Raw genomic sequence first — 25,055 nt, 5'->3', positions numbered from 1 at the left:
TTCCATATCAATGTCTATTTTATTCTTTTTTCAAGGGATAAGCATAGATATGGACTTTTGTGGTCCAATTAAAGAAATTTCAAATGTAATTACCCATTATCAAGACCATAAAGTTTATGGAGACTCTTTCTTTGAATATGTAGTTGAAGATTACATTGAGAGCGATGCTAAAAATGAAGAGCATCATCATAACCCAGATAAGGAGAATACACCAGTCCATTCCCATAATCAATGTTGTTACCCTTTGGTATTAATTATTGCGAACAATAATTTGGCTTTAACCAATCGATTAAAGTTTGAAGAGAAAAAACAATATAATTTACATAAAGTAAACTTCACTTCCAGATATTTGGAATCACTTTTCCAGCCACCTAAAGTATAATTCAGTTTTTTAATGGATAGCTATATCCAATTTTGAGCCTAAAGGGTTCATTTCATTTCGTGTAATTCTATTTTCTTATATCAGAATTGTATCGAATAGTTTAACTGAATTAATACATTTTCTATGATTAATAAAATCATTGATTTTTCAATCAATAACAAATTCATTATTGGTTTGCTTACGCTTACCATAATCGGAACAGGTATTTGGAGTATGACCAAAGTGCCAATAGATGCTGTTCCAGATATTACCAATAACCAAGTACAGGTTATAACACAATCCCCCAATTTAGGTACTGAAGATATTGAGCAAATTGTTACTTATCCAATTGAAGTGGCAATGAGCAATCTTCCTGATGTTCAGGAAATAAGGTCAATTTCTCGTTTTGGCTTATCTGTGGTTACTATTGTATTTGATGATGATATGGGAACATATCTACCTCGCCAATTAGTAGCCGAAAAACTAAACAAAGTCAAAGAGCAAATACCTACTGGATTTGGCGAACCTACAATGGGTCCTATTTCAACAGGTTTAGGAGAGATTTACCAATACACACTAAAAGTTGCACCAGAGTTTAAAGACAAATACAACATTGCAGATTTACGCTCAATGCAAGACTGGATTGTACAGCGTCAAATGGCAATGGTTCCTGGTGTGGTAGAAGTAAACGCTATTGGTGGAAAAATAAAACAATACGAAGTAGCGGTTGACCCAAACGATTTAAATGCTATTGGCCTTACCATTACAGATGTGTTTAATGCACTTGAAGCCAATAATCAAAATACAGGAGGTGCATATATTGAAAAGAACCATCAAGCCAATTTTATTCGTGGTGAAGGCTTGGTGAGAAGTTTAGAGGACATTAAAAAAATCACTGTCAAGAATATTAATAATATACCTGTCACTATTGGCGATATTGCTACGGTACAATTTGGCTCGGCAATTCGTTACGGTGCATTAACCCAAGATGGTGAAGGAGAAGTTGTAGGTGGATTGGTAATGATGCTAAAAGGAGCTAATTCCAATGATGTTATTGCCAATGTAAAAGAGCGAATGACTCAAATTGAAAAGTCGTTACCAGAAGGCGTAATTATTGAACCATTATTAGACCGAAGTAAATTAATTGGAGAAACAACTTCTACAGTTACAACGAATCTTATTGAAGGTGCATTAATCGTCATTTTTGTGTTGGTCTTTTTATTAGGTAATTGGCGAGGAGGTTTAATAGTTGCCTCTACTATTCCATTATCCTTATTATTTGCTTTTATTTTAATGAATGTTTTTGATGTTTGGGTAAACCTAATGAGTTTAGGAGCAATTGATTTCGGAATCATTGTAGATGGTGCTGTAATTATTGTTGAAAGCACTGTTTTTCTTATAGCATCACAAGTTTTGAAAAAGAAACAACTTACATCTAAAGAAAGAGATAAAGTGGCGTCTAATGCTTCAAAAAAGATGATGAATGCTGCCTTCTTCGGTCAGTTGATTATCCTTATCGTTTTTCTACCCATTTTAGCCTTACAAGGTATTGAAGGAAAGATGTTTAAACCAATGGCTTTGACCTTTATTTTTGCTATGATTGGTGCAATGGTACTTTGTTTAACCTATGTGCCAATGATGTCAGCTTTAATATTAAGAGCACCTAAAAACGATAAAAAATCTTATGGAGATAGATTTGTGCATTGGGTTGAAGATAAATACCAACCTTTATTGGTTAGAGCCTTGCGAAAAGGGAAATGGGTAATTGGTATTGCAGTTGTGTTGTTCGGAATAACCGTTTTTATGTTTTCAAGAATGGGTGGCGAGTTCATTCCGCAACTCGATGAAGGTGATATTGCATTTCACGCTATTTTAAAACCAGGTAGTTCACTTACAGAAACTATTGAAACTACTACCAAAATAGAACAAATAGTAAAAGCAAAATTTCCAGAAGTTGATAAAATTGTGAGTCGTATTGGTGTTGCCGAAATTCCAACCGACCCGATGCCTATGGATATTGCCGATGTTTTTGTAATTCTGAAACCTAAAAGTGAATGGACTACTATAGAATCAAAAGATGAATTGATTGAAGCAATGAAAGAAGCAGTTGAAATGGTTCCTGGTGTTAATTATGAGTTTACACAACCTATTGAAATGCGTTTTAACGAGTTATTAGAAGGTGTTCGTGAAGATATTGCTATAAAACTTTATGGTGAAGACATTGATATTCTATCTCAAAAAGCCGAAGAAATATCTAAAATTATCGCAGGTACTGAAGGTATTGGTGATATGAAAGCGGAAGCCACAATAGGTTTGCCACAAATGACAATCAATTACAACAGGAATAAATTGGCGCAATATGGTCTTCAAATAAATACGCTTAATCAAACCGTACAATCTGCATTTGCAGGTGGTACAGCAGGTGTAATTTTTGAAGGTGAAAAACGCTTCGATTTAGTAGTACGATTAAGCGATCAAAACCGTAAGGATATTTCAGATGTTCAAAACCTGTATATCAATTTACCTTCGGGTGCTCAAATTCCTTTACGTGAAATTGCAGATGTAAGCTATAAAGCAGGACCAATGCAAATCAGTAGAGATAATACCAATAGAAGAACCTATGTAGGTGTTAATGTTAGAGGACGTGATGTAAAATCGTTAGTAACTGAAATTAAATCAAAATTAGATGCACAATTAGAATTACCATCAGGTTATTTTATTCGTTATGGTGGTGCATTTGAAAATTTAGAACGTGCCAGCAACCGATTACAAACCGTTGTGCCTATTGCATTGTTACTCATATTTATACTAATATATTTTGCATTAAAATCTTTACCACAGACCTTAATGATTTACATAGCTATTCCAATGGCAACTATTGGTGGTGTTGTGGCGTTGTGGTTACGTGATATGCCATTTAGTATTTCGGCAGGTGTTGGTTTTATTGTGCTGTTTGGTGTTGCAGTTTTAAATGGTTTGGTAATGATAAGCGGACTCAACGAATTAAAAGAAGAAGGTGTAACCAATCTAAAGGATAGAATAGTTGAAGGTACTAAACGAAGAATCAGACCTATTATGCTAACTGCTTTTACAGATGTATTAGGCTTTCTACCAATGGCTATTTCATCATCAGCTGGTGCAGAAGTACAACGTCCATTGGCAACGGTTGTTATTGGTGGATTATTAACTTCAACTTTGCTTACCTTATTTGTTTTACCAATTTTATATCATTGGGTAGAAAACAAATCTTTTACGTTTAAGCCAAATAAAAAGTTAGTAACAGCAACAGCAGTTGTATTATTACTATTTGGCTTTTCACCACAAAGTAATGCACAAGAGTTGAATGATACAATTCCCGAAATTTCATTACAGGAAGCTGTTAAACTCGCAAAAAGTAATTATCCATTATTGAAGCAAAAGCAGTTGGAAATTACAAAACAAGAACAATTAAAATCGACTGCCTATGATTTCGGAACGACTCAAATTTTTACAGGTGGAGAAGAAATTGATAATGGAAATGGCATCTATACAACCATTGGTATTGGTCAATCAAATATCGATGTATTTGGCATTGGTTCTAAAAAGAAGCTACAAGAACAACGCATTCAATTGGCACAAAAAGCCTTTCAACTTTCCGAGTTGGAATTAGAATTGGAAGTTAAAAAAGCTTGGTCTAATTGCTATCAAATGAAACAAAACTATGATTTGTATAAGGAATTGGATTCCATTTATTCCAAATTCGAGCAAGCAGTAGCTTTAAATTATGAAGTCGAAGCTATTTCTAAATTAGAATATTCGGCAGCAAAAAATCAAGCGTTTCAAATTCAGAATAAAAAAGCGCAAGCCTATAGTAATTATCTTATTGCCTTACAGCAATTCAATTTGTGGTTGGTATCAGAAGAAATTTTTACAGTTTCAGATGAATTTGAGGTAGCGATAGATATTGATATGGAAACATTCAGTATTGAAAGTCATCCATTGTACAGTATGTCGCAGAACATTGTAGATGAAGCGGAAGCTAAATATAAAGCTGCAAAAGCAGATAATTTGCCAAAGTTCAATCTTCAAGGTGGTTTACAAAAAGTAAATGGCAATTCAGGATTTTACACCTATCAAGCAGGAATTTCAATTCCGTTTTTATCAGGTTCTAGCAAAGCACAAGTTAGAAGTGCCAGAATTGATAAAGAAATAGCGGAAACCAATGTAGCGTTCAAAAAACAGGAAGTACAATCAAGGTTTGTTCAGGCTAAAGAAAATTATATGAAATGGAAAACATCTTGGGAGTTTTACAAAGACCAAGTTTTACCATTAACAAAAGAGCAAAAAACAGGTGCATTACTGGCATATAGAGAAGGCGAAATTGATTATACTGCATTTACGCAGTTGATAAAAGAAGCAATTCAATCGGAACTGGAAGCACAGACTGCATTAGTAAACTATTTAGAAAGCACATTTCAATTACAATATTTTAATAAATAAGACAATGAAAAACAAAATATATAAAATCCTTACCGTAATGGTGTTAGCCATATTTGTTTCAGCTTGCGGAAATAAAGAAAATCATAACGAGAATGATGGTCATTCCCACGATGAGGAAGAAAAAACAGAAGTTAACGAAGAGCATCACGATGAAGACGAAGTAATGCTTTCACAACAGCAATTCGATGCATTGAAAATGAAAATAGATACGTTAGCATTACGTAATATGAGCGGCTATGTAGAAGCAAACGGAACGTTAGAAGTACCACCACAAAACGAAGCAGCTATTACTACTGTTGTTGGTGCAAATGTCGTTTCAATTGAAGTGATTGAAGGTGATAAGGTTAATAAAGGTCAAGTTGTGGCTTATCTATCGCACCCAAATATCATACAAGCGCAAACGGATTATTTAAACGCTTATAGCAATAGCGAGCTTGCAAAGAAAAATTATGAACGTCAACAAAAATTATACGATGCTGGTGTTGGTTCTGGTGCTAATTTCCAGAAAGCAGAAGCAGAATATCAAGCATCAAAAGCAATGGTTAATGGTTTAGAAGCGCAATTAAGAATACTCAACGTTAACACTACATCAGTTCGCAATGGAACAATTGCACAGCGCATAGCATTGCGAAGTCCAATAGAAGGTTTTGTGCAAAAAGTTGAAGTAAAAACAGGTCAATATGTAGAGCCACAAACCGAATTATTTGAAATTGTAAATACGCATCACGTTCACGCCGATTTAATGGTTTTTGAAAAAGATGTTTATAAAGTACAGAAAGGTCAGAAAGTTAACTTTACGGTACAATCCATACCAGATGCAGAGCTTATCGCAGAAATCTATTCCGTAAGCAAAACCTTTGAGGACAACCCAAAAGCAGTCCACGTTCACGCAGAAATAGAAAACAAAAAAGGTAACTTAATTCCTGGTATGTATATTCAAGGTAAAATTCAAGTAGATAATACCCAAACAAAAGCTTTACCAGAAAGTGCAATTATAAAAGAAGGCGAAAGATATTATGTGTTTTCAGTAGAAAAAGAAAATGACGATTGGAGCTTTAAACCTATCGAAGTTGTGTTAGGCACTAAAGATGGTGATTGGGTATCGGTTCAATTTACTGAAAACATAGAAAGTAATACAAAATTTGCTTATAACAATGCTTATTATCTTAACGCAGAAATGAAAAAAGGAGAAGCAGAACACGCACATTAATTATGGAAACAATAGAACAAGTATTAGAGTCAAAAAATATTCGTGTTACAGCAATGCGTTTGCTTATATATAAGTTTCTTGCAGAAAAAGAGGTCGCTGTTACTTTAAGTGATATTGAAAATGCTTTCTCAAAAGCAGACAGAACCACTTTATACAGAACTATTAAAACCTTTGAAGAAAAGGCTATTGTGCATCAAATAGACGATGGTACAGGGATTACAAAATATGCATTATGTGAAAAGGGATGTAATTGTGAAATTGAAACCGATTTGCACTTACATTTCCATTGTAATAATTGCAATGAAACCATTTGCTTAACAGAACATAAAATACCTCAAATAAAAGTGCCAGATGGTTTTGTGTCAGAGAATGTAAATTTGGTGGTAAAAGGTATTTGCGATAAGTGTAGTGTCTAATTATTGCACTTCCATTGCACTTATTATTAAAGTACATTTATCCAAAATTAGAGGATATGAAGTTTAATACTAAAATACCTAAACATCTAAAACAGGCGTATAACCAAGAATTAAAACAATACAGTTTCTGTTTAGAAAATAAACAATTTGGTGATGCTTGGTATCATTTAGAACGTAGTCATATAATAGGACAATCTTATCCTATAGAACATACCTATTCACATTGGCTTATGCTAAAGTTTGGATATAGACAAAAAGATACGAAAGAAGTAATAGGTCAAATAATTAGGTTGCTTGTGGGTGGCTGGAAATCATTTATTAATCACGTTCCACTTGGTAATACAGGTGGAGCAAACGTGCCATCATTAAAACGAATGCCTATTCCAAATGACATTGAAAAATTATTAGATATTAAATGAAAAAAAAGAAAGTCAATTTAAGAGATTTAAAACCAAATTCAGAAGAACAACATTCTCACGATGATGATCACGACCACGGCGATGGTAGTGCATTCAAAACATACATTCCTGCAATCTTAAGTTTTACAATGCTTATTGTGGGTATAGCGGTAGACTATTTTGATGCGATACCTCAATTTGAAGGATGGGTTCGAGTAGTTTGGTACACTTTAGCATATATTCCTGTTGGATTTCCAGTAATCAAAGAAGGATGGAAAAGCCTTGTAAAAGGCGATGTTTTTACCGAATTCTTTTTAATGTCTATTGCTACAATTGGTGCATTTGTCATTGGTGAATATCCAGAAGGTGTTGCTGTAATGCTATTCTATGCAGTAGGGGAATTATTTCAAAACGCAGCAGTCAACAGAGCAAAAGGAAATATAAAAGCATTATTAGATGTTAGACCTAAAGAAGCCAATGTATTTCGTGAGGGAGATTATAAGAGTGTTTCGCCAGAAGATGTAAACATTGGAGAGAAAATTCAAATTCGTGTTGGTGAAAAGATTCCATTGGATGGTATTTTATTATCTGAAAAAGCATCATTAAATACCGCAGCTTTAACAGGCGAGAGTAAACCAGATTCCATTCAAAAAGAAGCAAAGGTTTACGCAGGTAGTATTAATTTGGAAAGCGTTATTGAAGTTGAGGTAACCAATAAGTTTGAAGACAGTTCTATTGCGAGAATATTAGACTTGGTTCAAAATGCAACAGCACGTAAATCTAAAACAGAATTATTCATCAGACAGTTTGCTCGTATCTACACACCAATTGTAGTGTTTTTAGCTATTGGTGTTACTTTTATACCTTACTTTTTTGTAGATGATTATGTGTTTAGAGATTGGTTATACAGAGCATTAATTTTCTTGGTAATATCTTGTCCTTGTGCGTTAGTGATTTCAATTCCATTAGGATATTTCGGTGGATTGGGAGCAGCTTCAAAAAATGGAATATTGTTCAAAGGTGCTTCATTTTTAGATGCAATGACCAAGATGAATACATTGGTGATGGATAAAACAGGAACAGTTACCAAAGGTGTTTTCAAAATCAAAGAAGTAAAAGCAATTGATTGGAAAGAAACCGAATTTATGCAATACTTAATGGCGATGGAAGAACAATCCACGCATCCAATTGCTAAAGCCATTTTAGAGTACAAAGCAGAAGGAGAAGATTTTGAAGCTACTGAAGTGTCTGAAATTGCAGGTAAAGGTTTAAAAGGCGTTGTTAATGGTAAAACAGTTTTAGTAGGAAATAAAGCCTTAATGACTGTCAATAATATTGATGTTCCATCTGAAACGGAACCTATTGTAGAATCGATAGTATTAGTTGCAATCGATAATCAATTTGCAGGTTATGTAGTCATAGCAGATGAATTAAAGGAAGATGCAAAAGAAACTATTACAGCATTACACAAAGTAGGCATTAAAAATATTATGATGCTTTCCGGTGACAAAGATTCCATTACGCAACAAGTCGCAAAAGAATTGAATATTAAAAATGCTAAAGGTGGATTATTACCAGAAGATAAATTAAACGAAGTTGAAATTTTAAAGAAAAATCCAGCAAACAAAATAGCTTTTATAGGTGATGGTATTAATGACGCACCAGTTTTAGCAGCAAGTGATGTAGGGATCGCAATGGGTGGTTTAGGAAGTGATGTAGCTATTGAAACAGCAGATGTTATTATTCAAACAGACCAACCTTCAAAAGTGGTAAAGGCGATTAAAATAAGTCGTTCCACAAGAAAAATTGTTTGGCAAAATATTATTTTGGCATTTGGTGTCAAAGTAATTGTATTGATTTTAGGAGCAGGAGGTTTGGCAACAATGTGGGAAGCAGTTTTTGCAGATGTTGGTGTTGCACTTTTAGCAATATTAAATGCGGTTCGCTTGCAGAAAATGACTTGGGATTAAGCAGATTAGTCAATTAAACTTCTGTTAAACAAAATCAATAGTTGTTAAAATTTCGTAACTTCGCAATCAATATGAAGCAATTTTTCCATAAAATAATGTCTTTAACAATGGCTTTTGTAGTGTTATTCTCTACAATGTCATTTACTTTGAATATGCATTATTGTGGAGATACGTTAGTAGAAACTGCTATCTTTCAAAAAGCCAAAGGGTGCGGAATGGAAATGGAAAAGCCTTCAACCGAAGGATGTTCTATTACCAAGAAAAATTGTTGTGATGATGAACAATTAGCAATTGAAGGTCAAGACGAATTGCAATTGCAAGTTGACAAAATCTCATTTGAGCAACAGGTATTCATCGCTTCATTTGTTTACACTTACATTAACCTTTTTGAAGGTTTAGATAACAATGTATCTTCTTTTGAAGAATACGAACCACCACTCGTCATAAAGCAAATCTTCAAGATTGACGAGACTTATTTAATTTGATTTTTAAACAATAGACTCTTTTATCCTATGACAGCAATGTTGTAAGGATAATTTGCTGTATTCGGTGTTTTCTTAATACCGAATGAATTTTAAAATGATTGATAGTGAATTTGAATTATATTTTCTTTAGATGAAATAGAAAATATAAGCATAGCCAAAGTTACGGTTCTATTTTATATTGAAATATAAAGGAAATAGAACTGCGAAGCACATCACGAACACCTATTTATGCTATAGAATAGATGTGAGTAAACTAATTCAATCGATTATTTTGAAGTTTATCAGGTATTCTACCAATGTCTAACTGTTTAATAATCAAATTTTATGCTTAATAAAGCAATCAAATTTCTCATCGAGAATAAACTCGTTGCAGTACTACTTCTCGTCCTTTTCGTAGGATGGGGAACAGTAAATGCACCTTTTAATTGGGATACAGGATTTTTACCAAGTAACCCAGTTGCTGTAGATGCCATTCCAGATATAGGTGAAAACCAACAAATAGTATTTACTAAATGGGATGGTCGCTCACCACAAGATATAGAAGACCAAATCACCTATCCACTCACAACATCTTTACTCGGTATTCCAGGTGTAAAAACCATTCGTAGTTCCTCTATGTTCGGTTTTTCAAGTATCTATATCATTTTTGAAGAAAACATAGAATTTTACTGGAGTAGAAGTCGTATTCTCGAAAAACTTAATTCCTTACCAAGTGGTTTATTACCCGAAGGTGTTAATCCTGCTTTGGGTCCCGATGCCACAGGATTAGGACAAATATTTTGGTACACGCTTGAAGGACGTGACGACAACGGAAATGTAACTGGTGGTTGGGATTTGCAAGAGTTACGCAGTATTCAGGATTACTATGTAAAGTATGCGTTGTCCTCTGCAAGTGGTGTTTCAGAGGTTGCTTCTATTGGTGGCTATGTTCAGGAATATCAAGTGGACGTGAATCCAGAATTGATGCGTCAATACGACATTGGTTTAAACCAAGTTGTAAAAGCAGTTAAGGAAAGCAATAAAGACATTGGTGCACAAACATTGGAAATTAACCAAGCCGAATATTTAGTTCGTGGTTTGGGTTATGTGAAATCCATTTCAGACATCGAAAATGCAGTAGTCACTTCAGGAGATTATACTTCAATTAGGATAAAGGATATTGGTAAAGTTTCATTAGGTCCTGCAACAAGACGTGGATTATTAGATAAAGAAGGTGCAGAGGTTGTTGGTGCTGTTGTGGTGGCTCGTTATGGCGCAAACCCAATGGAAGTCATCAATAACGTAAAGGAAAAAATTAATGAATTAAGTGCAGGATTACCTTCAAAAGTATTATCGGATGGTAGAACCTCACAAGTAACCATAGTGCCTTTTTACGATAGAACAGAATTGATACAAGAAACATTAGGCACACTTAACGAAGCCTTAACTCTTGAAATATTGATTACCATTTTAGTAATAATTATTATGGTGTTTAATCTTCGAGCTTCCGTACTAATTTCTGGACTATTACCTGTTGCAGTTTTAATGGTATTTATTGCAATGAAACTCTTTGGTGTAGATGCCAACATTGTCGCATTATCTGGGATTGCAATTGCTATTGGTACAATGGTAGATGTTGGTGTTATCCTTTCAGAAAATATAATTCGACATTTAGACGAGAATCGTTCCCACGAAAGTGGGAATCTCATCCCAATTAACACAGTAGTCTATAACGCAACGGCTGAAGTGTCTGGCGCAATCGTGACCGCAGTTATGACAACTATTATCAGTTTCATTCCTGTATTTACAATGATTGGAGCGGAAGGAAAACTATTCAGACCATTAGCCTTCACAAAGACTTTTGCATTAACAGCTTCTATAATAGTAGCGTTGTTTTTAATTCCACCGTTTGCTGCATTTTTATTCAGAAAGAAAAACATCAAAAACACTTTTAAATATGTTTTAAATGGTGTTTTAATAGCGTTAGGTATCGCTGCAATTATCTATGGGTATTGGTTAGGGTTGATATTAATAGCTTTTGGAATTACCGCACTTCTCAATCTTCAAAATAAGATAACAGACAAGCAAGCTAACCTTATTAATATTATTATTTCAGCATCAGCAATAGTATTCTTGTTAGCAGAATATTGGAGACCATTAGGTGTTGATAAAAGCATTTTCTGGAATCTCATTTTCGTTAGTGTTATTTGCTTTGGTTTATTAGGTATTTTCTCATTATTCATCAAATATTACACACGTATTTTAAGGTGGTGTTTAGATAATAAATTGTTGTTTTTATCTGTACCAACGGCTATTGTAATTGCAGGTTTTTTCATTATGAAAAACACTGGTAAAGAGTTTATGCCATCATTAAATGAAGGCTCATTTTTGCTAATGCCAACCTCGATGCCTCATTCTGGCGTAGAAGAAAACAAACGTGTTTTACAGCAATTGGATATGGCTGTCGCCAGTATTCCAGAGATTGAAACCGTAGTTGGTAAGGCAGGAAGAACAGAATCAGCTTTAGACCCAGCACCTTTGTCGATGTATGAAAATATCATTCAGTACAAACCAGAATATATGCTGAATGAAAACAGAGAACGCCAACGTTATAAAGTGAATGATGATGGTGAATATGTGTTAAAAAACGGAATGTCATTGCGAGCGGAACAGAGTGAAGCGTGGCAATCTCTTAATGCAAAAGAACAACTCATTCCAGACGATGATGGCGAGTTCTACCGTAATTGGCGACCAGAAATACAATCACCAGACGATATTTGGAATGAAATCGTAAGAGTTACAAAGTTACCAGGTGTTACATCTGCACCAAAACTACAACCTATTGAAACCCGATTAGTGATGCTTCAAACAGGAATGCGAGCACCTATGGGAATTAAAGTAAAAGGTCAAGACTTAAAGCAGATTGAAGCGTTTGGTGTGCAATTAGAAAACATCATTAAGGAAGCTGAAGGTGTTAAAAAAGAAGCTGTTTTTGCAGACCGTATTGTTGGTAAACCCTATTTGTTAATTGATATTGATAGAGAGAAAATTGCACGTTATGGCATTTCGATACAAGATGTTCAAGATGTATTAAAAGTAGCAGTTGGTGGTGTGGTCTTAACCCAAACGGTAGAAGGTAGAGAGCGTTATGGTGTTCGTGTACGATACCCAAGAGAATTACGTGCAAACCCAACCGATTTAAAACAGATTTATGTGCCAGTTGAAAAAGGTAGTCCTGTGCCATTAAGCGAATTGGCAACTATAAGATACGAACAAGGTCCACAAGTCATTAAAAGTGAAGATACTTTTTTGGTAGGTTATGTCTTGTTTGATAAATTAGATGGCTTTGCAGAAATCAATGTCGTAGAAAATGCACAAGCCTTAATCCAAGAAAAGATAGATTCTGGTGAATTGATAGTTCCAAAAGGTATTAACTACCAATTTACAGGAACGTACGAAAATCAGTTAAGAGCAGAAAAAACTTTATCGGTTGTCGTTCCTTTAGCATTGGCAATAATTTTCTTGATTTTGTATTTCCAGTTTCGTTCAGTAGGGACATCATTAATGGTATTCACAGGTATTGCAGTAGCCTTTGCAGGAGGCTTTATTATGATATGGCTGTATGGTCAGGGATGGTTTTTAAACTTCAATTTCTTTGGCGAAAATCTACGTGACTTGTTCCAAATGCACCCAATTAATTTAAGTGTTGCTGTTTGGGTTGGGTTTATTGCACTATTCGGAATTGCAACCGATGACGGTGTGGTAATGGCAACCTATTTAACGCAAACTTTTGATAGAAATACACCAGAGAATAAAAAGGAAATTAGAGCATCCATAGTGGAAGCAGGAGAAAAACGAATCAGACCCTGTTTAATGACTACAGCTACAACCATTTTAGCATTATTACCAGTATTAACCTCTACAGGTCGAGGAAGCGATATAATGATACCTATGGCAATACCAAGTTTTGGTGGAATGCTTATAGCCTTAATAACCTTATTTGTAGTTCCAGTATTATATAGCTGGAAAGCCGAATTTCAACTTAAAAGAACTGTAAAATGAAACAGATAAAATCAGTCTTTATTCTTTGTTCGTTATTCTTTGTTCTCATTGGAAATGCACAACAATTAGAAATACTTATAGATGAAGCCTTAACAAACAATCCAGAAATTCAAAAGTTTGAATTACAATACAAAAGAGCTTCTGAAAAAGTAAACGAAGTCAATACCATTCCTAATACTGAATTTGGTGTAGGATATTTTGTAAGTGAACCAGAAACACGAACAGGAGCACAACGCTTTAAAGTATCTGCTAAACAAATGTTACCGTGGTTCGGAACCATTATATCAAGAGAAAACTATGTGAGTTCATTGGCAGATGCTAAATACGAGGACATTGTTATCGCAAAGCGAAAACTAATGGCTTCGGTATCACAATCCTATTATAATCTATACGCCAACAAAGCAAAGCAAAAGGTTTTAACTGAAAACATCAAACTATTAGAAACTTATGAGACGTTGGCATTAACTTCTGTTGAGGTTGGTAAAGCATCCGCAGTAGATGTGTTGCGATTGCAAATGCGTCAAAACGAAATGCAACAATTAAAAGATGTATTGCAACAACAATTTTTAGCAGAACAAACTAACTTCAATAATTTATTGAATAGAGATAATGATGTTAGCTTGAATGTGGTAGATAGTTTAATGATACCTTCAGATGACTTTGATATTAATTCTGAAAATTTAGCATTACATCCTGAATTGCTGAAATATGATAAACTTTATAAATCCATAGAGCAATCAGAATTATTAAATCAAAAAGAAAGCAGTCCAATGATTGGTTTTGGATTAGATTATATCAATGTTGCTGAAAGACCAAATATGGATTTCAGCGATAACGGAAAGGATATTGTAATGCCAATGGTTTCGGTATCTATCCCAATTTTCAATAAGAAATATAAATCACAGACCAAACAAAATGATTTGCAACAGCAGGAAATTACGGTCCAAAAACAGGAACGTTTAAATGCATTGGAAACGCTTTTAGACAAAGCAAATAATGAACGCATTTCTGCAAGAATAAGTTATGCTACTCAAACAAAAAACCTACAGCAAGCTAAAGATGCAGAAGATATTTTAATCAAAAGCTATGAAACAGGAACGATTGATTTTAATGATGTTTTGGATATTCAAGAACTACAACTAAAGTTTCAAATGAACCAAATAGAATCAATTAGAACTTATTATGTTCAATCAACGATTATTAATTATTTAACACAGCAATAATGAAACACACATATAAGATTGCGGGAATGACTTGCAATAACTGTAAGGCTTCCGTCGAGAAATATTTGAGTAAAATAGACCACGTATCAGAGGTGTCTGTTAATCTTGAAAAAGGTGAGGCAGAAGTGAAAATGAATAAACATATTTCAACTGATATACTACAAAAAGCATTACCAGAAAAGTATACTTTATCTGAAAAGAATGAGAAGAATGTGTTTGCATCTTCAAGTATGTCGGCAATGCCTATGGAAGAAGAAAAAAGCAAATTACAACAGCTAAAACCTTTATTGCTTATCATTTTTTATATAGCAACTGCAAGTGTATTATTACATTATAAAAATTGGAGATGGAACGCGTTTATGCTTGACTTTATGGGGTTATTTTACATCGTGTTTAGTTTTTTCAAGATGTTAGATTTAAAAGGCTTTCCTGAATCCTTCCGTATGTACGACCCTTTAGCTAAACGTGTCCCTTTTTATGGGAAAGTTTATCCTTTTATTGAAACAGCTTTAGGACTGATGTTTTTAATGCGGTTTGAAATCAATATAGCCTTAATAATTACACTAATAGTATTAGGGATAACAACTATTGGAGTAACAAAAACATTATTGGACAAAAAATCAATTCGATGTGCGTGTTTGGGTACTGCTTTAAAATTACCTATGACTGAAGCCACATTTATAGAGAATGCAATTATGATTGTTATGGCAAGTTTAATGTTAATCTTTTAAAATCAAAAATTATGGAAAATTCAAAAAAACACTCAAACAAAGGAAACTACAAAACCTTCTTTATAATGCTGGCTTGCTCATTTGTAGCAATGTACATCACAATGTATTTAAACACCTATTCCATAGACCACGTATGGTTTAGTTTAACACGATTCTATATGACGTGTTTAGGAATTTCAACAATGGCAGTAATAATGTGGTTTTTTATGCGAAAAATGTATAACGACAAAAAGAAGAATATCGCCATACTCGCAGGTAGTTTTATTCTGTTTGTAGGTGCATTAGGGTTGGTGAGAACACAAGCACCAATTATTGGTGATATCCTTTGGATGAAAGCAATGATACCACATCATTCTATCGCTATTTTAACAAGTGAAAGAGCAGATATTCAAGACCCAGAAGTTAAGAAATTAGCAGAAGACATTATAAAAGCACAACGTAAAGAAATAAAAGAAATGAAAGCAATGATAAAACGATTAGAGAATGAAAAATAATAAAATAGTCATATATATTGGCATACTCGTAGTAGGTGTGTTATTGGGTTGGTTGCTTTTTGGTGGCTCATCAAAAGAAGGAACAGACCATAATCACGATGCGGTTGCAGCAACCAATCAAATGTGGACGTGTTCTATGCATCCACAAATTATGCAACCAGAACCAGGCGATTGTCCTATTTGTGGTATGGATTTAATTCCTGCTGATGGTGGAAGTGATGGTTTATTAGCAGACCAATTCAAATTGACCGAAAATGCTATGGCTTTAGCTAATATTCAAACATCTATTGTTGGTAAAGGCAATGTTGAAGGCAATACTATCAAATTATCCGGTAAAATTGCTGAAAACGAAGAAGCCAATGCAGTACAGGTAAGTTATTTCGCTGGAAGAATTGAACGTTTGAATGTGAGTTTTACAGGCGAAGAAGTTCGTAAAGGTCAATTATTGGCAACCATTTATTCACCCGAATTGTATGCAGCACAACAAGAATTAATTACAGCAGCATCTTTAAAAGAATCACAACCTGCTTTATACAAAGCAGTCCGTAATAAACTGAAGTTATGGAAGCTCTCTGAAAATCAAATCAATCAGATTGAAGAAACAGGAAAAGTGAAAGAAAATTTTCCTGTTTATGCAACCTTTTCGGGTACTGTTACAGAAAAATTGGTAGAGCAAGGTGATTATATCAAACAAGGTCAACCCTTATTAAAAATCGCCAATCTCAACACAGTTTGGGGAAATTTTGATGTGTATGAAAATCAGATTGACCGCTTTAAAAAAGGACAGGAAGTGATGATAACAACCAATGCTTATCCTAATAAAGAGTTTAAAGGTAAAGTTGATTTCATTGACCCAGTTTTAAACACAAAAACAAGAACTGTAACCTTACGTGTTGTTTTAAGCAATAAGGACGATGTATTTAAACCTGGGATGTTTGTAACCGCAAATATTGAAGGCAGTACAGCTAAAAATGAAGACCTATTGACAATTCCTACATCTTCTGTGTTATGGACAGGTGAACGTTCTGTGGTGTACCTCAAAACAAATCCAGACCAACCTATTTTTGAAATGGTTGAAATTAAATTAGGCAATCAAATTGGTAATGAATATGAAGTTGTAGAAGGTATATTTGCTGGAAATGAAATAGTGACTAACGGAACATTTACGGTTGATGCAGCTGCACAATTACAAGGCAAAAAGTCTATGATGAATAAAGAAGGTGGTAAAGTAATGACGGGACACGAAGGTCATTTAGGTATGGATAACAATGCTTCTAACAAAGAAAGTGACCACACTAATATGAATGAGCGTTTGAAAGTGTCAGCGAAATTTCAAGAGCAGTTAAAAGCTGTTTTCAATGCGTATATCAATTTAAAAGATGCTTTAGTAAAAGAAGATTCAAAAAGTACTTCAGCAAACGCAACAACTTTATTAAATAAATTGAACAAAGTAGATATGAAATTGTTGTCAGATAATAAGGCGCATAACCATTGGATGTCATTAGAAGGCGAAATAAAATCTTCTGCAACCTCAATTTCTGAAACATCCGATATAAAATCACAAAGAGACCATTTTAAACATTTATCATCACATCTAATCAATGCTGTTCAACTATTTGGTATCAATGAAAAGGTCTATGTAGAATTTTGTCCAATGTCAGATAACAACAATGGTGCATATTGGTTGAGTAAAGAAGAAAAAGTAATCAATCCATACTTTGGCGAAGCAATGCTAACCTGTGGTGAAGTAAAACAAGTAATAGAATAAAAAATCAAGTAATAACAATTAAATTTGAAACAATGAATTTTTCAAAGAAAAATCACGAACACAAAAACAAAAATGTAATCGACGTGAGTAAAAAAGTAATTTTAAGTGTAGCTGTAATAGCAGCATTAGGTTTTACAAGTTGTAAAAACGAAACCAAAAAAGAAACAGAAACCACAACTACTGAAATGTCAAAAGATATGGCAATCACAGACCTGTCTTTTGGTGTAAGAGGAAATTGCGGAATGTGTAAAAACACTATCGAAGAAGCAGCTAACGGTGTTGAAGGCGTAGCAAGTGCTAATTGGGATGTCGATAAAAAGAAGATTGACGTGTCTTTTGATGATACAAAAACCGATGCAATGGCAATCCATAAAGCAATCGCAGCTTCAGGATATGATACCGAAAAAATTGCAGGTGATGAAGAAGCATATGATGGTTTACCAGGTTGCTGTAAATACGACCACGAAATGATGATGAATCAATCTGGTGAAGAAAAAAGTGATGACCATTCAAATCACGACCATTAAGCAATAATGAAAGAGTCTTTTTCGGAAGGCTCTTTTTTTATTCCCCACAACCCAAAACCCAGTTTTTTCGTACCTCAAAATCCTCTGTCTTTTGTGTTGTTCCGCACGCCAATACATAATTGGTTTTATGTCATAATACTTGTAGCCAGCGCTATAATAGCACATTTCTTTTTTTATTTAAAAGTATCCATTTTAATAAATTGGTACAATAAAAAAGCAAAGAGCTATTGCCAACGTTCAAAACAACTATTCCGCCACAAAACCAATCCCAAGCTATGTTACATAATAGAAGTTATAGGAGCAAAAATCCTTTCAGAGGTTGCCTACGGCGTGTTATTATATTTTCGTCGCTATAACTGCTATTATGTAAAATATCCACTCACCATCCGCACAAATCGGAACTAAAATTAAACTGTGGATATTCACGAGTACATTAATTTAAAATAAAAATGAAACGAGCTAAATATCCGCTATTCCAACGCTCACATCCGAACTTCTAACTACATTTTGAACAAACATTAAACAGTCGAACATTCAAAGGGTAACGTTAATTTATTATAATATTCGTTATCTCATTCATCTGCACAAAACCATCGTTAAGTCCAAGTATTCCTTACCTCAAGTCTTTGTTTGTTTCATTTCGTTAACAAATATTAAAGACCACTTTTCCCAACCACCCAAGTCAGCGGTTATAAAAAAATAGGTTTATAATATGTAGTATTACGCCATAGCACATTACTTTTTATCGTGCCTCAAAAAAGCAATAAGCTATTGTCTAAAAGTCCTGTATAAGTAGCTTGTTTAAATGCTGTTTTATCAAACAACTATTTAAAACGCTACCCATACAAACGCTTCATCCAACGCTCAAATACGAACTGAAACCTATTTTTTTAAGTGTTAATTCCCCAGAAAAGTTAAAAGTAAATTGAATCAAGTTTAAACCGATTTGAAATATTAAAATAAAAAAAAATGGCAAATATATGTGGCTACCTCTGCCAACCGCACAAGGCTATAAAGGTCAAGCCCTACGGGTTTTGAATAAAACTTTTTTCAATACCCTTTTTCTTTTGATTTAGACATTCAACTCAAAAAACTTTTATCCAAAAACCTTGACAGCCTTACCCACGCCACAACAACTATGGCTATCTTTTTTCTTTTCAAAAAAAATAATGGCGCGAAGCGTAGCGAAGCAATTTTAAATTGGATAGCTATGTCAACTTTTGAACTAAAAACACACCAAATCGGAAGAACCTACTCGAACCCTCATTTTTTCATTCTAAATAAAGGTCTAAACAGCGGAAAACCACTCTTAAAATCCTGTGCTAACTGTTTCGTTGTCACTACTACAACAGAAGAGGTAAAACACACACTTTTTCACTTATCTATGATGTTGCAAATAGGCGGTTTTTACGCTTACTATTTAAAAGGTAGTGTTATTCCGTTTATTTCAATAGATGATTGTAGGAACACTTTGAAAAACAGCTACAGCTCATTGTTTTATGATGCAATTCAGTTGCAAAAACATATTAATATTGTGTCAGCAATTAATAAAAAGGAAAAGGAGCTTCATAAAATCATTTCAAAAATGGCAGATTTGAAAGTATCATATATCCAAAGTTTATTTTCTAAAATGCAAAAAGAAGCAATCTAAAGCAACAAAATCCATATCAAAAGAATAGCATAAAACTTGCCATATATTTCAGCGGAAGGTACAACTTCGTGTTAAGTCCGTACCAAGTCCGAAGAAAATTATGTTTCATTTAAATTATTTATGTTATGGGTAAAATTGCTCAAGGTATTTTAGGAGGTCTTTCAGGTAAGGTTGGTAACGTTATCGGTGGAAGCTGGAAAGGAATTGATTACATTAGAATTAAACCTTCAAGTGTAGCCAATCCAAGAACTACAGGTCAGGTAAACCAAAGAAATAAGTTTACGGTGACTTTAGAATTTATTCAAGCTGTTAAACCTTTTATTCAAAAAGGATATAAGTTTTTAGCAGTTAAGAAAACAGCATTCAATGCTGCAATGTCTTACGTGTTAAATAACGCTATTGGTGGTATTGAGCCGAACTTCAATGTGGATTATGCTAACGCATTGGTAAGTAGAGGAGGTTTATCAACAGCATTAAACCCAACTACTGATCTTGCAACTGCTGGAGAAGTAACTTTTAACTGGGATGATAACTCTGCGGAAGGGAATGCGAACACTACTGACAAAGCAATGTTATTGGTTTACAATCCATCAAAAAAAGAATCTATTTCTTTAACTGATGGAGCAGACAGAACAGTTGGCAGTCAAATTGTTGCAATTCCGACAACCTATGCAGGAGACACAGTAGAGTTATTTATGGCATTTATTACTGCTGATGGTAGTCAAGTATCAAACAGTACTTATTTAGGCTCTGGAACAGCTAATTAATACTTGTTGTCTTTATTTTAAAACCGCTCAATTCGAGCGGTTTTTTTATGCTATATTTGTTTTTAAGACGATGAATTACTTGTTAATATTTATCGCTAATATTCCCTTATTTACTGTTTTTTGTATCCTATTTGTTGCCCAAATGTGGTAACACCAATGGATTCAGGGTTAGTTATATATTGTATTGGAAAATAGACGCTGTGCTTACCCTTTTGTTATGTTAGTGTTTAGATTTTAAATTATAAGGATTTAAAAAACAGTTGTATTTCTTCCTTAAAGACTTCTAAAGGAATGCGATGTGCTAGCTGGTTATGGATGTGTATTTTGTATTCTGGATGGTCTATGAGCGTCTCAGATAGAAACTTAAGGGTTTGTTTAGGGTTTACGACATCATCTTGTGTGCCTAAAACGATTTGCTTAAAACGGCTTGTGTTGTTTTTTATTTCGGGGATGGTTTGAGGAACTGATCTCAGGGCTAAGGCGGGATTAAATAGTAGGGCAGGGCATTGCATTATGTTTGAGACGTAATAGCCTGTAAAGCCGCCCATACTACTTCCTATGACGATATTAATTCCTTTTGCTTTAAAAGCTGTGCTTATACTCGCAATAGCGTGTGTGTCTGATTGGTAATCTATGGTTGGGGCAAACACCTCTCCATAAGGTTCTAGTAGCGCTTTTTTTTCGGGGCTCAAACTTCCATTTAAACCATGTATGTATAGGATTTTCATTGTGCTGTTGGGTCTTTAACTTTTAAATAACGCTGTATAAAGATACAACAATTAGCAGTTGTAAATGGCATGTGTTATTGGAATATTTCTAGGGTTATTGGCAGTAATTGTCACTGGTTTTATTGGTGTCATCCCTAAGTCTGTTTCTTTTGCCATGCTATAAGCTTGTTTTAAGCCTGTTATAAGCACGGCATAACCACGCTATAACCTGTATTGTGAAATTTTGTATACTTATGTTTTTTAGGTGTTTAGCTTAAAATTAGATGTTGTGGCACAACAGAGCGGCATTATCCCTTTAATAGGGACGTTGAACGGTATTAATTTTTATTATTTGAATGGTAAGCCGATTGCCCGAAAAGCGGGTGGTGGATTTACAAGAAAAGCAATAAAGAGCAAGGCTAGTATGCAGCATGTGCTTGAAAACGCTAGTGAGTTTGGGCATTGTTCTGCGGTTAATAAAGCGTTTAGATTGGCTTTAGGTCCATTTTATAGAGGACACAAGTTTACGCATTTTCATAGTCGTTTGATGGGCTTGTTTATGCGGTTGAAAGTTTTGTGTCCGACGCATAAACGTGGGGAACGCCGTGTTGTGAATGGGGTAGGGCATGCTTATGGTCCTCAATTGTTAACCGCGTTTAACTATACTCCAGCTTGTGTTGTACGGCAGGTTTTACCTTTTTCGATGAAGATTTCTAACGTTGGTATGGCTTTAACTATTACTGATTTTGATATGGCGGAGGTGGGCTTTGTGGCTGGTGCTACCCATATTGAGCTGACGTATGGTGTGTTGGATTTTGATTTTGATGGTTTGGATTATGTGCTACATTTGGCTCCTCCTTTGGTTTTGAATGGTTCTTCTACGGTTTCTACAGTGGTTTTAGAACCGGATTCTTTACCTAGTGGTCTTGGCACTCAGCTTTGTGTGCTTGGTGTGCGGTTTTATCAAGCGGTAGATGGGCTTTGTATGTTTTAAATGCTAAAGATAGTGGTGGGTATTGCAGTTTTGAAATGTATATAGGTAGTAGCAGTACCTTGTTTGTTTTTACCATAGTTCTTTGTTGGCTACAGTTTATATATTCATTTCCATTTCATATTGATTAACAGTATTCGATAATCCAATTGAACTGATGAAATTTATTTTCTCCTTTAATCTTGTATCAACATTTATTATTTTTATTGAGTTTGATACTTCTTTTATCCCTTTAAATAATCTATTCCAACAGCCATCACTTTCTTTTAAAATCTCAAATTGTGCTAAATATTCATTTTTGGTGTTTATAACAAAAAAAGACTCAATAAAATTATCCTTTGTAATTTGATAGTAATCGTAATCTCCGTTTTTAATTACTTCTAAGTTAAAATCCCAAGAATATAAATTTTGATTAGGTAATTTTCCCCAATCAAAAGTATTATAGTCAACTTTATTCATCTCAATTTTAGCATTTGAGATTAATTTAATTTCTCCACTGAAGCAATTAAATGTTTTACAAATTTCGAATCCAATACTTTGATAAGATTTTATTGCTTTAGTATTTTCAATGATTACCTCTAATGAACATTTTGTAACTCCATTTATTTTTAAATCTGGTATAGCAAAATCGTAAATCGATTTAACGATTCTTCTCCCTCTATATTCTGGAAGTACACCTGTTCCGGTATTAAAGGCTATTTTTTCTCCATTTCGTTTATCTATGGCGTTAATTATAAATCCAACTAATTTTTCGTCATCAAACATTCCATAGGACAAGGCATAATCAACTTTTGCTAATCTCCATCTATTTTTATAATAGTTTTTGTCTGTTGGTAGCTTAACATAATAATTTTCAAAAGACTTTAAAAAGCAATCAACAATTATATCAAATTCAATTTTCTCTAAATTTTTTACTATCAAAATTTTGTCAGTTATTCGTTCTTAAATTGCAGCCAACGTGATTGTGTCTGGTTAGTTGCGTGTTTAAGCACCTAATTTAGCAAACATTTACGAACCCGTTAAAATTCTGCAGGAATTTTAACAAGTAGGGAAGAAGACCGCAATTAAATATTCACGGTGTTGTGAGTAGTTGTTTTAATTCGTATATTTTTTTATTAATTCTTCTTCTATCTCAATAAGTTCGGTTCTCGTATTTCCAACAGGTTCGTTTTCCAATTTTTGTCTCAATTCAATAAATCTATTTGCAAAGTCATAAAACTTTTTGCTGGTAGTAAAACTCTCTAGCCATTTTCCGAAATCCATCAAATATTCTTGATTTATAGTATAATTAAAGTATTCAATTAGTTGTTCTAGCTGCCAATTTGAGGATTCAGATTTTTCGAATTGAAGAGATTCTTTTTGAAGAAATTTGTCGAAAATATAAGTATTAGATACAAAAGTTTGAATTGCTTTCTTTTCGGCTTGCTCAATTCTTTTCGTTTTAAAAAGAGTAATTGTCCATTCAAAAAGGAAGATTGGATGACCAATGTCTTCAGGGAAATTTTTTGTGAACCAATTGAAGTATCGTAAAGCACCAGTGAAATCCTCTAATTTTAAGTATAATTCGGGTGGTAAATATCTTAATCCTCTACCATCGTGATAAAATCCGCCCCAATGTTTTTTGTCAGCTTGAAGGTCTCGTTTAATTTTCTTGATTTTATTTTTTATTCTTTCTTTCTGTTTAGGCGTCATCAATTTTTTTTTAATTAGAGTCAAGGTTGTTCTGTATGATTTACTTCGACTGTTCGCTGCGCTTTGGTGTGGCGTGGTTAAGCGAGTAAGTTAACAAATAAAAACCGAATATAAATTCTGTAAGGATTTTTTTAAGAAGGCGAGCGTCAGTTAATTATACGTGTTGTTTTTACACTGGCTTTAGTTTAAAATATAAATTAATGAAAAAAAGGAAATAAAAACCCACAAAGTCAGCGCTAATACAATGGGTTTCATTCCTGTGGATTTCAAATCTTTTATAGATATGGTTGAGCCTACTAAAAACAATGTTATTATTAATAAACGTTTAGCCATTAATACAATTAAGCTAGTAGTTGTTTCAGGTAACATATGGTAGCTATTAATTAGTATTGCAATAACAAATAATACAATAAAGTAAGGGATTTTTATTCTTTCGCCTTTTGTTTTGAATAAAAACATTGAAAAAATGGATAAAGGGATGATCCACAAAGTTCTAGATAGTTTTACTGTTGTTGCAATTCTCAATGCTTCGTCTCCATAGCCTAGTGCAGCTCCAACCACAGAACTTGTATCGTGTATTGCAATTGCACACCATAAACCGAATTGTTCTTGTGTTAAACTTAAAAAATGTCCAATTGCAGGAAACAGGAATAAGGCAATAGAATTTAATAGAAAAACAATACCTAAAGCAATACTTATTGTTTTACTTTTAGCTTTAATAACTGGAGAAATTGCAGCAATAGCACTACCGCCACAAATTGCTGTTCCAGATGTGATTAAGTGACCTAGTTTTAAATCTAACTTTAGAAGTTTTGTTAATAGCAAACCTAGAGTGACAGTTAAAAGTATTGAATAAATGGTTAAACTCAATCCTTCTTTACTTGTTTCTAAAGTTTCTTTAATAAACATTCCAAACCCTAATCCAACAACCGAAATTTTTAAAAAATAATGAATTGCTTTATGACTGTATTCTTTAAACGGATTATTGAAAATAACGGTATATACAAAACCAAGTAACAAAGCCGTTGGGCTGTTTAATACACCTAAAAGCGCAAGGGTAATTATAAGGACGTAAACTGTTTTTGAAAATATATCTTTCATATCATTTAGTGTTATTTGATACAAAAGTAGATTGAATGAATAG

General features: G+C 33.9%; 20 protein-coding genes. 16 read left to right on the top strand and 4 right to left on the bottom strand.

Going from position 1 to position 25,055, the window contains the following annotated elements:
- The first annotated feature begins 49 nt into the window (after window positions 1–49).
- The 15 genes from KO504_RS01830 (at window position 50) to KO504_RS01760 (ending at window position 20,521) form a co-directional block, all read left to right on the top strand.
- On the top strand, window positions 50–382 hold the full coding sequence (locus tag KO504_RS01830) for a hypothetical protein (RefSeq protein WP_252723596.1): 333 nt from the start codon (window positions 50–52) through the stop codon (window positions 380–382).
- Between the two features lie 123 nt (window positions 383–505).
- A complete protein-coding gene (locus tag KO504_RS01825) occupies window positions 506–4,840 on the top strand; it encodes a CusA/CzcA family heavy metal efflux RND transporter (RefSeq protein ID WP_215924627.1) in 4,335 nt (1,444 codons plus the stop codon).
- A gap of 4 nt (window positions 4,841–4,844) precedes the next feature.
- Window positions 4,845–6,050 (top strand): efflux RND transporter periplasmic adaptor subunit, encoded by a 1,206-nt coding sequence (locus tag KO504_RS01820; RefSeq protein WP_013622779.1) that lies wholly within the window; start codon window positions 4,845–4,847, stop codon window positions 6,048–6,050.
- 2 nt (window positions 6,051–6,052) lie between these two features.
- Complete coding sequence (locus KO504_RS01815) at window positions 6,053–6,466, top strand: Fur family transcriptional regulator (RefSeq protein ID WP_013622780.1); 414 nt, start codon at window positions 6,053–6,055, stop codon at window positions 6,464–6,466.
- Between the two features lie 56 nt (window positions 6,467–6,522).
- Window positions 6,523–6,885 (top strand): DUF3703 domain-containing protein, encoded by a 363-nt coding sequence (locus KO504_RS01810; RefSeq protein WP_215924626.1) that lies wholly within the window; start codon window positions 6,523–6,525, stop codon window positions 6,883–6,885.
- A complete protein-coding gene (locus KO504_RS01805; RefSeq protein WP_215924625.1) occupies window positions 6,882–8,834 on the top strand; it encodes a heavy metal translocating P-type ATPase in 1,953 nt (650 codons plus the stop codon). Before KO504_RS01810 ends, KO504_RS01805 begins: the two co-directional genes overlap by 4 nt.
- Before the next feature lie 71 nt (window positions 8,835–8,905).
- Complete coding sequence (locus KO504_RS01800; RefSeq protein ID WP_252723595.1) at window positions 8,906–9,319, top strand: HYC_CC_PP family protein; 414 nt, start codon at window positions 8,906–8,908, stop codon at window positions 9,317–9,319.
- 324 nt (window positions 9,320–9,643) lie between these two features.
- Window positions 9,644–13,360, top strand: coding sequence for an efflux RND transporter permease subunit (locus tag KO504_RS01795; protein WP_215924624.1), 3,717 nt, complete (start codon window positions 9,644–9,646; stop codon window positions 13,358–13,360).
- Entirely contained in the window at window positions 13,357–14,583 is a 1,227-nt protein-coding gene (locus KO504_RS01790) for a TolC family protein (protein WP_215924623.1), read from the top strand. Before KO504_RS01795 ends, KO504_RS01790 begins: the two co-directional genes overlap by 4 nt.
- On the top strand, window positions 14,583–15,314 hold the full coding sequence (locus KO504_RS01785) for a heavy metal translocating P-type ATPase (RefSeq protein ID WP_215924622.1): 732 nt from the start codon (window positions 14,583–14,585) through the stop codon (window positions 15,312–15,314). The genes KO504_RS01790 and KO504_RS01785 overlap by 1 nt, the downstream gene beginning before the upstream one ends.
- An 11-nt stretch (window positions 15,315–15,325) precedes the next feature.
- On the top strand, window positions 15,326–15,808 hold the full coding sequence (locus tag KO504_RS01780) for a DUF305 domain-containing protein (protein WP_215924621.1): 483 nt from the start codon (window positions 15,326–15,328) through the stop codon (window positions 15,806–15,808).
- Window positions 15,798–17,576 (top strand): efflux RND transporter periplasmic adaptor subunit, encoded by a 1,779-nt coding sequence (locus KO504_RS01775; RefSeq protein ID WP_215924620.1) that lies wholly within the window; start codon window positions 15,798–15,800, stop codon window positions 17,574–17,576. The genes KO504_RS01780 and KO504_RS01775 overlap by 11 nt, the downstream gene beginning before the upstream one ends.
- 32 nt (window positions 17,577–17,608) lie before the next feature.
- On the top strand, window positions 17,609–18,103 hold the full coding sequence (locus tag KO504_RS01770; protein WP_215924619.1) for a heavy-metal-associated domain-containing protein: 495 nt from the start codon (window positions 17,609–17,611) through the stop codon (window positions 18,101–18,103).
- 1,210 nt (window positions 18,104–19,313) lie between these two features.
- Window positions 19,314–19,754: a DUF6943 family protein gene (locus KO504_RS01765; protein ID WP_179319604.1), complete on the top strand. Its 441-nt coding sequence runs from the start codon at window positions 19,314–19,316 to the stop codon at window positions 19,752–19,754.
- Between the two features lie 125 nt (window positions 19,755–19,879).
- A complete protein-coding gene (locus tag KO504_RS01760; RefSeq protein WP_215924618.1) occupies window positions 19,880–20,521 on the top strand; it encodes a DUF6266 family protein in 642 nt (213 codons plus the stop codon).
- A gap of 239 nt (window positions 20,522–20,760) precedes the next feature.
- Here the strand turns inward: KO504_RS01760 and KO504_RS01755 are convergent, their stop codons facing one another.
- Entirely contained in the window at window positions 20,761–21,249 is a 489-nt protein-coding gene (locus KO504_RS01755; RefSeq protein ID WP_215924617.1) for a YqiA/YcfP family alpha/beta fold hydrolase, read from the bottom strand.
- 268 nt (window positions 21,250–21,517) lie between these two features.
- On the opposite strand from KO504_RS01755, the gene KO504_RS01750 reads away from it, so the two are divergent.
- Window positions 21,518–22,222, top strand: a complete 705-nt coding sequence (locus KO504_RS01750; RefSeq protein ID WP_215924616.1) for a hypothetical protein — start codon at window positions 21,518–21,520, stop codon at window positions 22,220–22,222.
- Window positions 22,223–22,318: 96 nt separating this feature from the next.
- Here KO504_RS01750 and KO504_RS01745 read toward each other — a convergent pair whose 3' ends face one another.
- The 3 genes from KO504_RS01745 to KO504_RS01735 form a co-directional block, all read right to left on the bottom strand.
- On the bottom strand, window positions 22,319–23,140 hold the full coding sequence (locus KO504_RS01745) for a GNAT family N-acetyltransferase (protein WP_215924615.1): 822 nt from the start codon (window positions 23,138–23,140) through the stop codon (window positions 22,319–22,321).
- 174 nt (window positions 23,141–23,314) lie between these two features.
- Entirely contained in the window at window positions 23,315–23,911 is a 597-nt protein-coding gene (locus KO504_RS01740) for a hypothetical protein (RefSeq protein ID WP_215924614.1), read from the bottom strand.
- A gap of 180 nt (window positions 23,912–24,091) precedes the next feature.
- The gene (locus KO504_RS01735; RefSeq protein ID WP_215924613.1) at window positions 24,092–25,012 is read right to left on the bottom strand and encodes a YeiH family protein; all 921 of its coding nucleotides are present in this window, start codon (window positions 25,010–25,012) and stop codon (window positions 24,092–24,094) included.
- Window positions 25,013–25,055: the final 43 nt, after the last annotated feature.

Source organism: Winogradskyella psychrotolerans (genome assembly GCF_018860565.1).
GTDB classification, from domain to species: domain Bacteria; phylum Bacteroidota; class Bacteroidia; order Flavobacteriales; family Flavobacteriaceae; genus Winogradskyella; species Winogradskyella damuponensis.
The sequence above is the reverse complement of the archived record's forward strand: the minus strand, read 5'-3'. Positions and strand labels throughout refer to the sequence as shown.

What these genes read in the sequence shown, in the direction of transcription:
- KO504_RS01830 (WP_252723596.1), top strand. Translation starts at nt 50, where the DNA reads ATGGACTTTTGTGGTCCAATTAAAGAAATTTCAAATGTAATTACCCAT.
- KO504_RS01780 (WP_215924621.1), top strand. Translation starts at nt 15,326, where the DNA reads ATGGAAAATTCAAAAAAACACTCAAACAAAGGAAACTACAAAACCTTC.
- KO504_RS01800 (WP_252723595.1), top strand. Translation starts at nt 8,906, where the DNA reads ATGAAGCAATTTTTCCATAAAATAATGTCTTTAACAATGGCTTTTGTA.
- KO504_RS01785 (WP_215924622.1), top strand. Translation starts at nt 14,583, where the DNA reads ATGAAACACACATATAAGATTGCGGGAATGACTTGCAATAACTGTAAG.
- KO504_RS01765 (WP_179319604.1), top strand. Translation starts at nt 19,314, where the DNA reads ATGTCAACTTTTGAACTAAAAACACACCAAATCGGAAGAACCTACTCG.
- KO504_RS01740 (WP_215924614.1), bottom strand. Translation starts at nt 23,911, where the DNA reads ATGACGCCTAAACAGAAAGAAAGAATAAAAAATAAAATCAAGAAAATT.
- KO504_RS01735 (WP_215924613.1), bottom strand. Translation starts at nt 25,012, where the DNA reads ATGAAAGATATATTTTCAAAAACAGTTTACGTCCTTATAATTACCCTT.
- KO504_RS01760 (WP_215924618.1), top strand. Translation starts at nt 19,880, where the DNA reads ATGGGTAAAATTGCTCAAGGTATTTTAGGAGGTCTTTCAGGTAAGGTT.
- KO504_RS01805 (WP_215924625.1), top strand. Translation starts at nt 6,882, where the DNA reads ATGAAAAAAAAGAAAGTCAATTTAAGAGATTTAAAACCAAATTCAGAA.
- KO504_RS01775 (WP_215924620.1), top strand. Translation starts at nt 15,798, where the DNA reads ATGAAAAATAATAAAATAGTCATATATATTGGCATACTCGTAGTAGGT.
- KO504_RS01770 (WP_215924619.1), top strand. Translation starts at nt 17,609, where the DNA reads ATGAATTTTTCAAAGAAAAATCACGAACACAAAAACAAAAATGTAATC.
- KO504_RS01790 (WP_215924623.1), top strand. Translation starts at nt 13,357, where the DNA reads ATGAAACAGATAAAATCAGTCTTTATTCTTTGTTCGTTATTCTTTGTT.
- KO504_RS01810 (WP_215924626.1), top strand. Translation starts at nt 6,523, where the DNA reads ATGAAGTTTAATACTAAAATACCTAAACATCTAAAACAGGCGTATAAC.
- KO504_RS01755 (WP_215924617.1), bottom strand. Translation starts at nt 21,249, where the DNA reads ATGAAAATCCTATACATACATGGTTTAAATGGAAGTTTGAGCCCCGAA.
- KO504_RS01815 (WP_013622780.1), top strand. Translation starts at nt 6,053, where the DNA reads ATGGAAACAATAGAACAAGTATTAGAGTCAAAAAATATTCGTGTTACA.
- KO504_RS01825 (WP_215924627.1), top strand. Translation starts at nt 506, where the DNA reads ATGATTAATAAAATCATTGATTTTTCAATCAATAACAAATTCATTATT.
- KO504_RS01795 (WP_215924624.1), top strand. Translation starts at nt 9,644, where the DNA reads ATGCTTAATAAAGCAATCAAATTTCTCATCGAGAATAAACTCGTTGCA.
- KO504_RS01820 (WP_013622779.1), top strand. Translation starts at nt 4,845, where the DNA reads ATGAAAAACAAAATATATAAAATCCTTACCGTAATGGTGTTAGCCATA.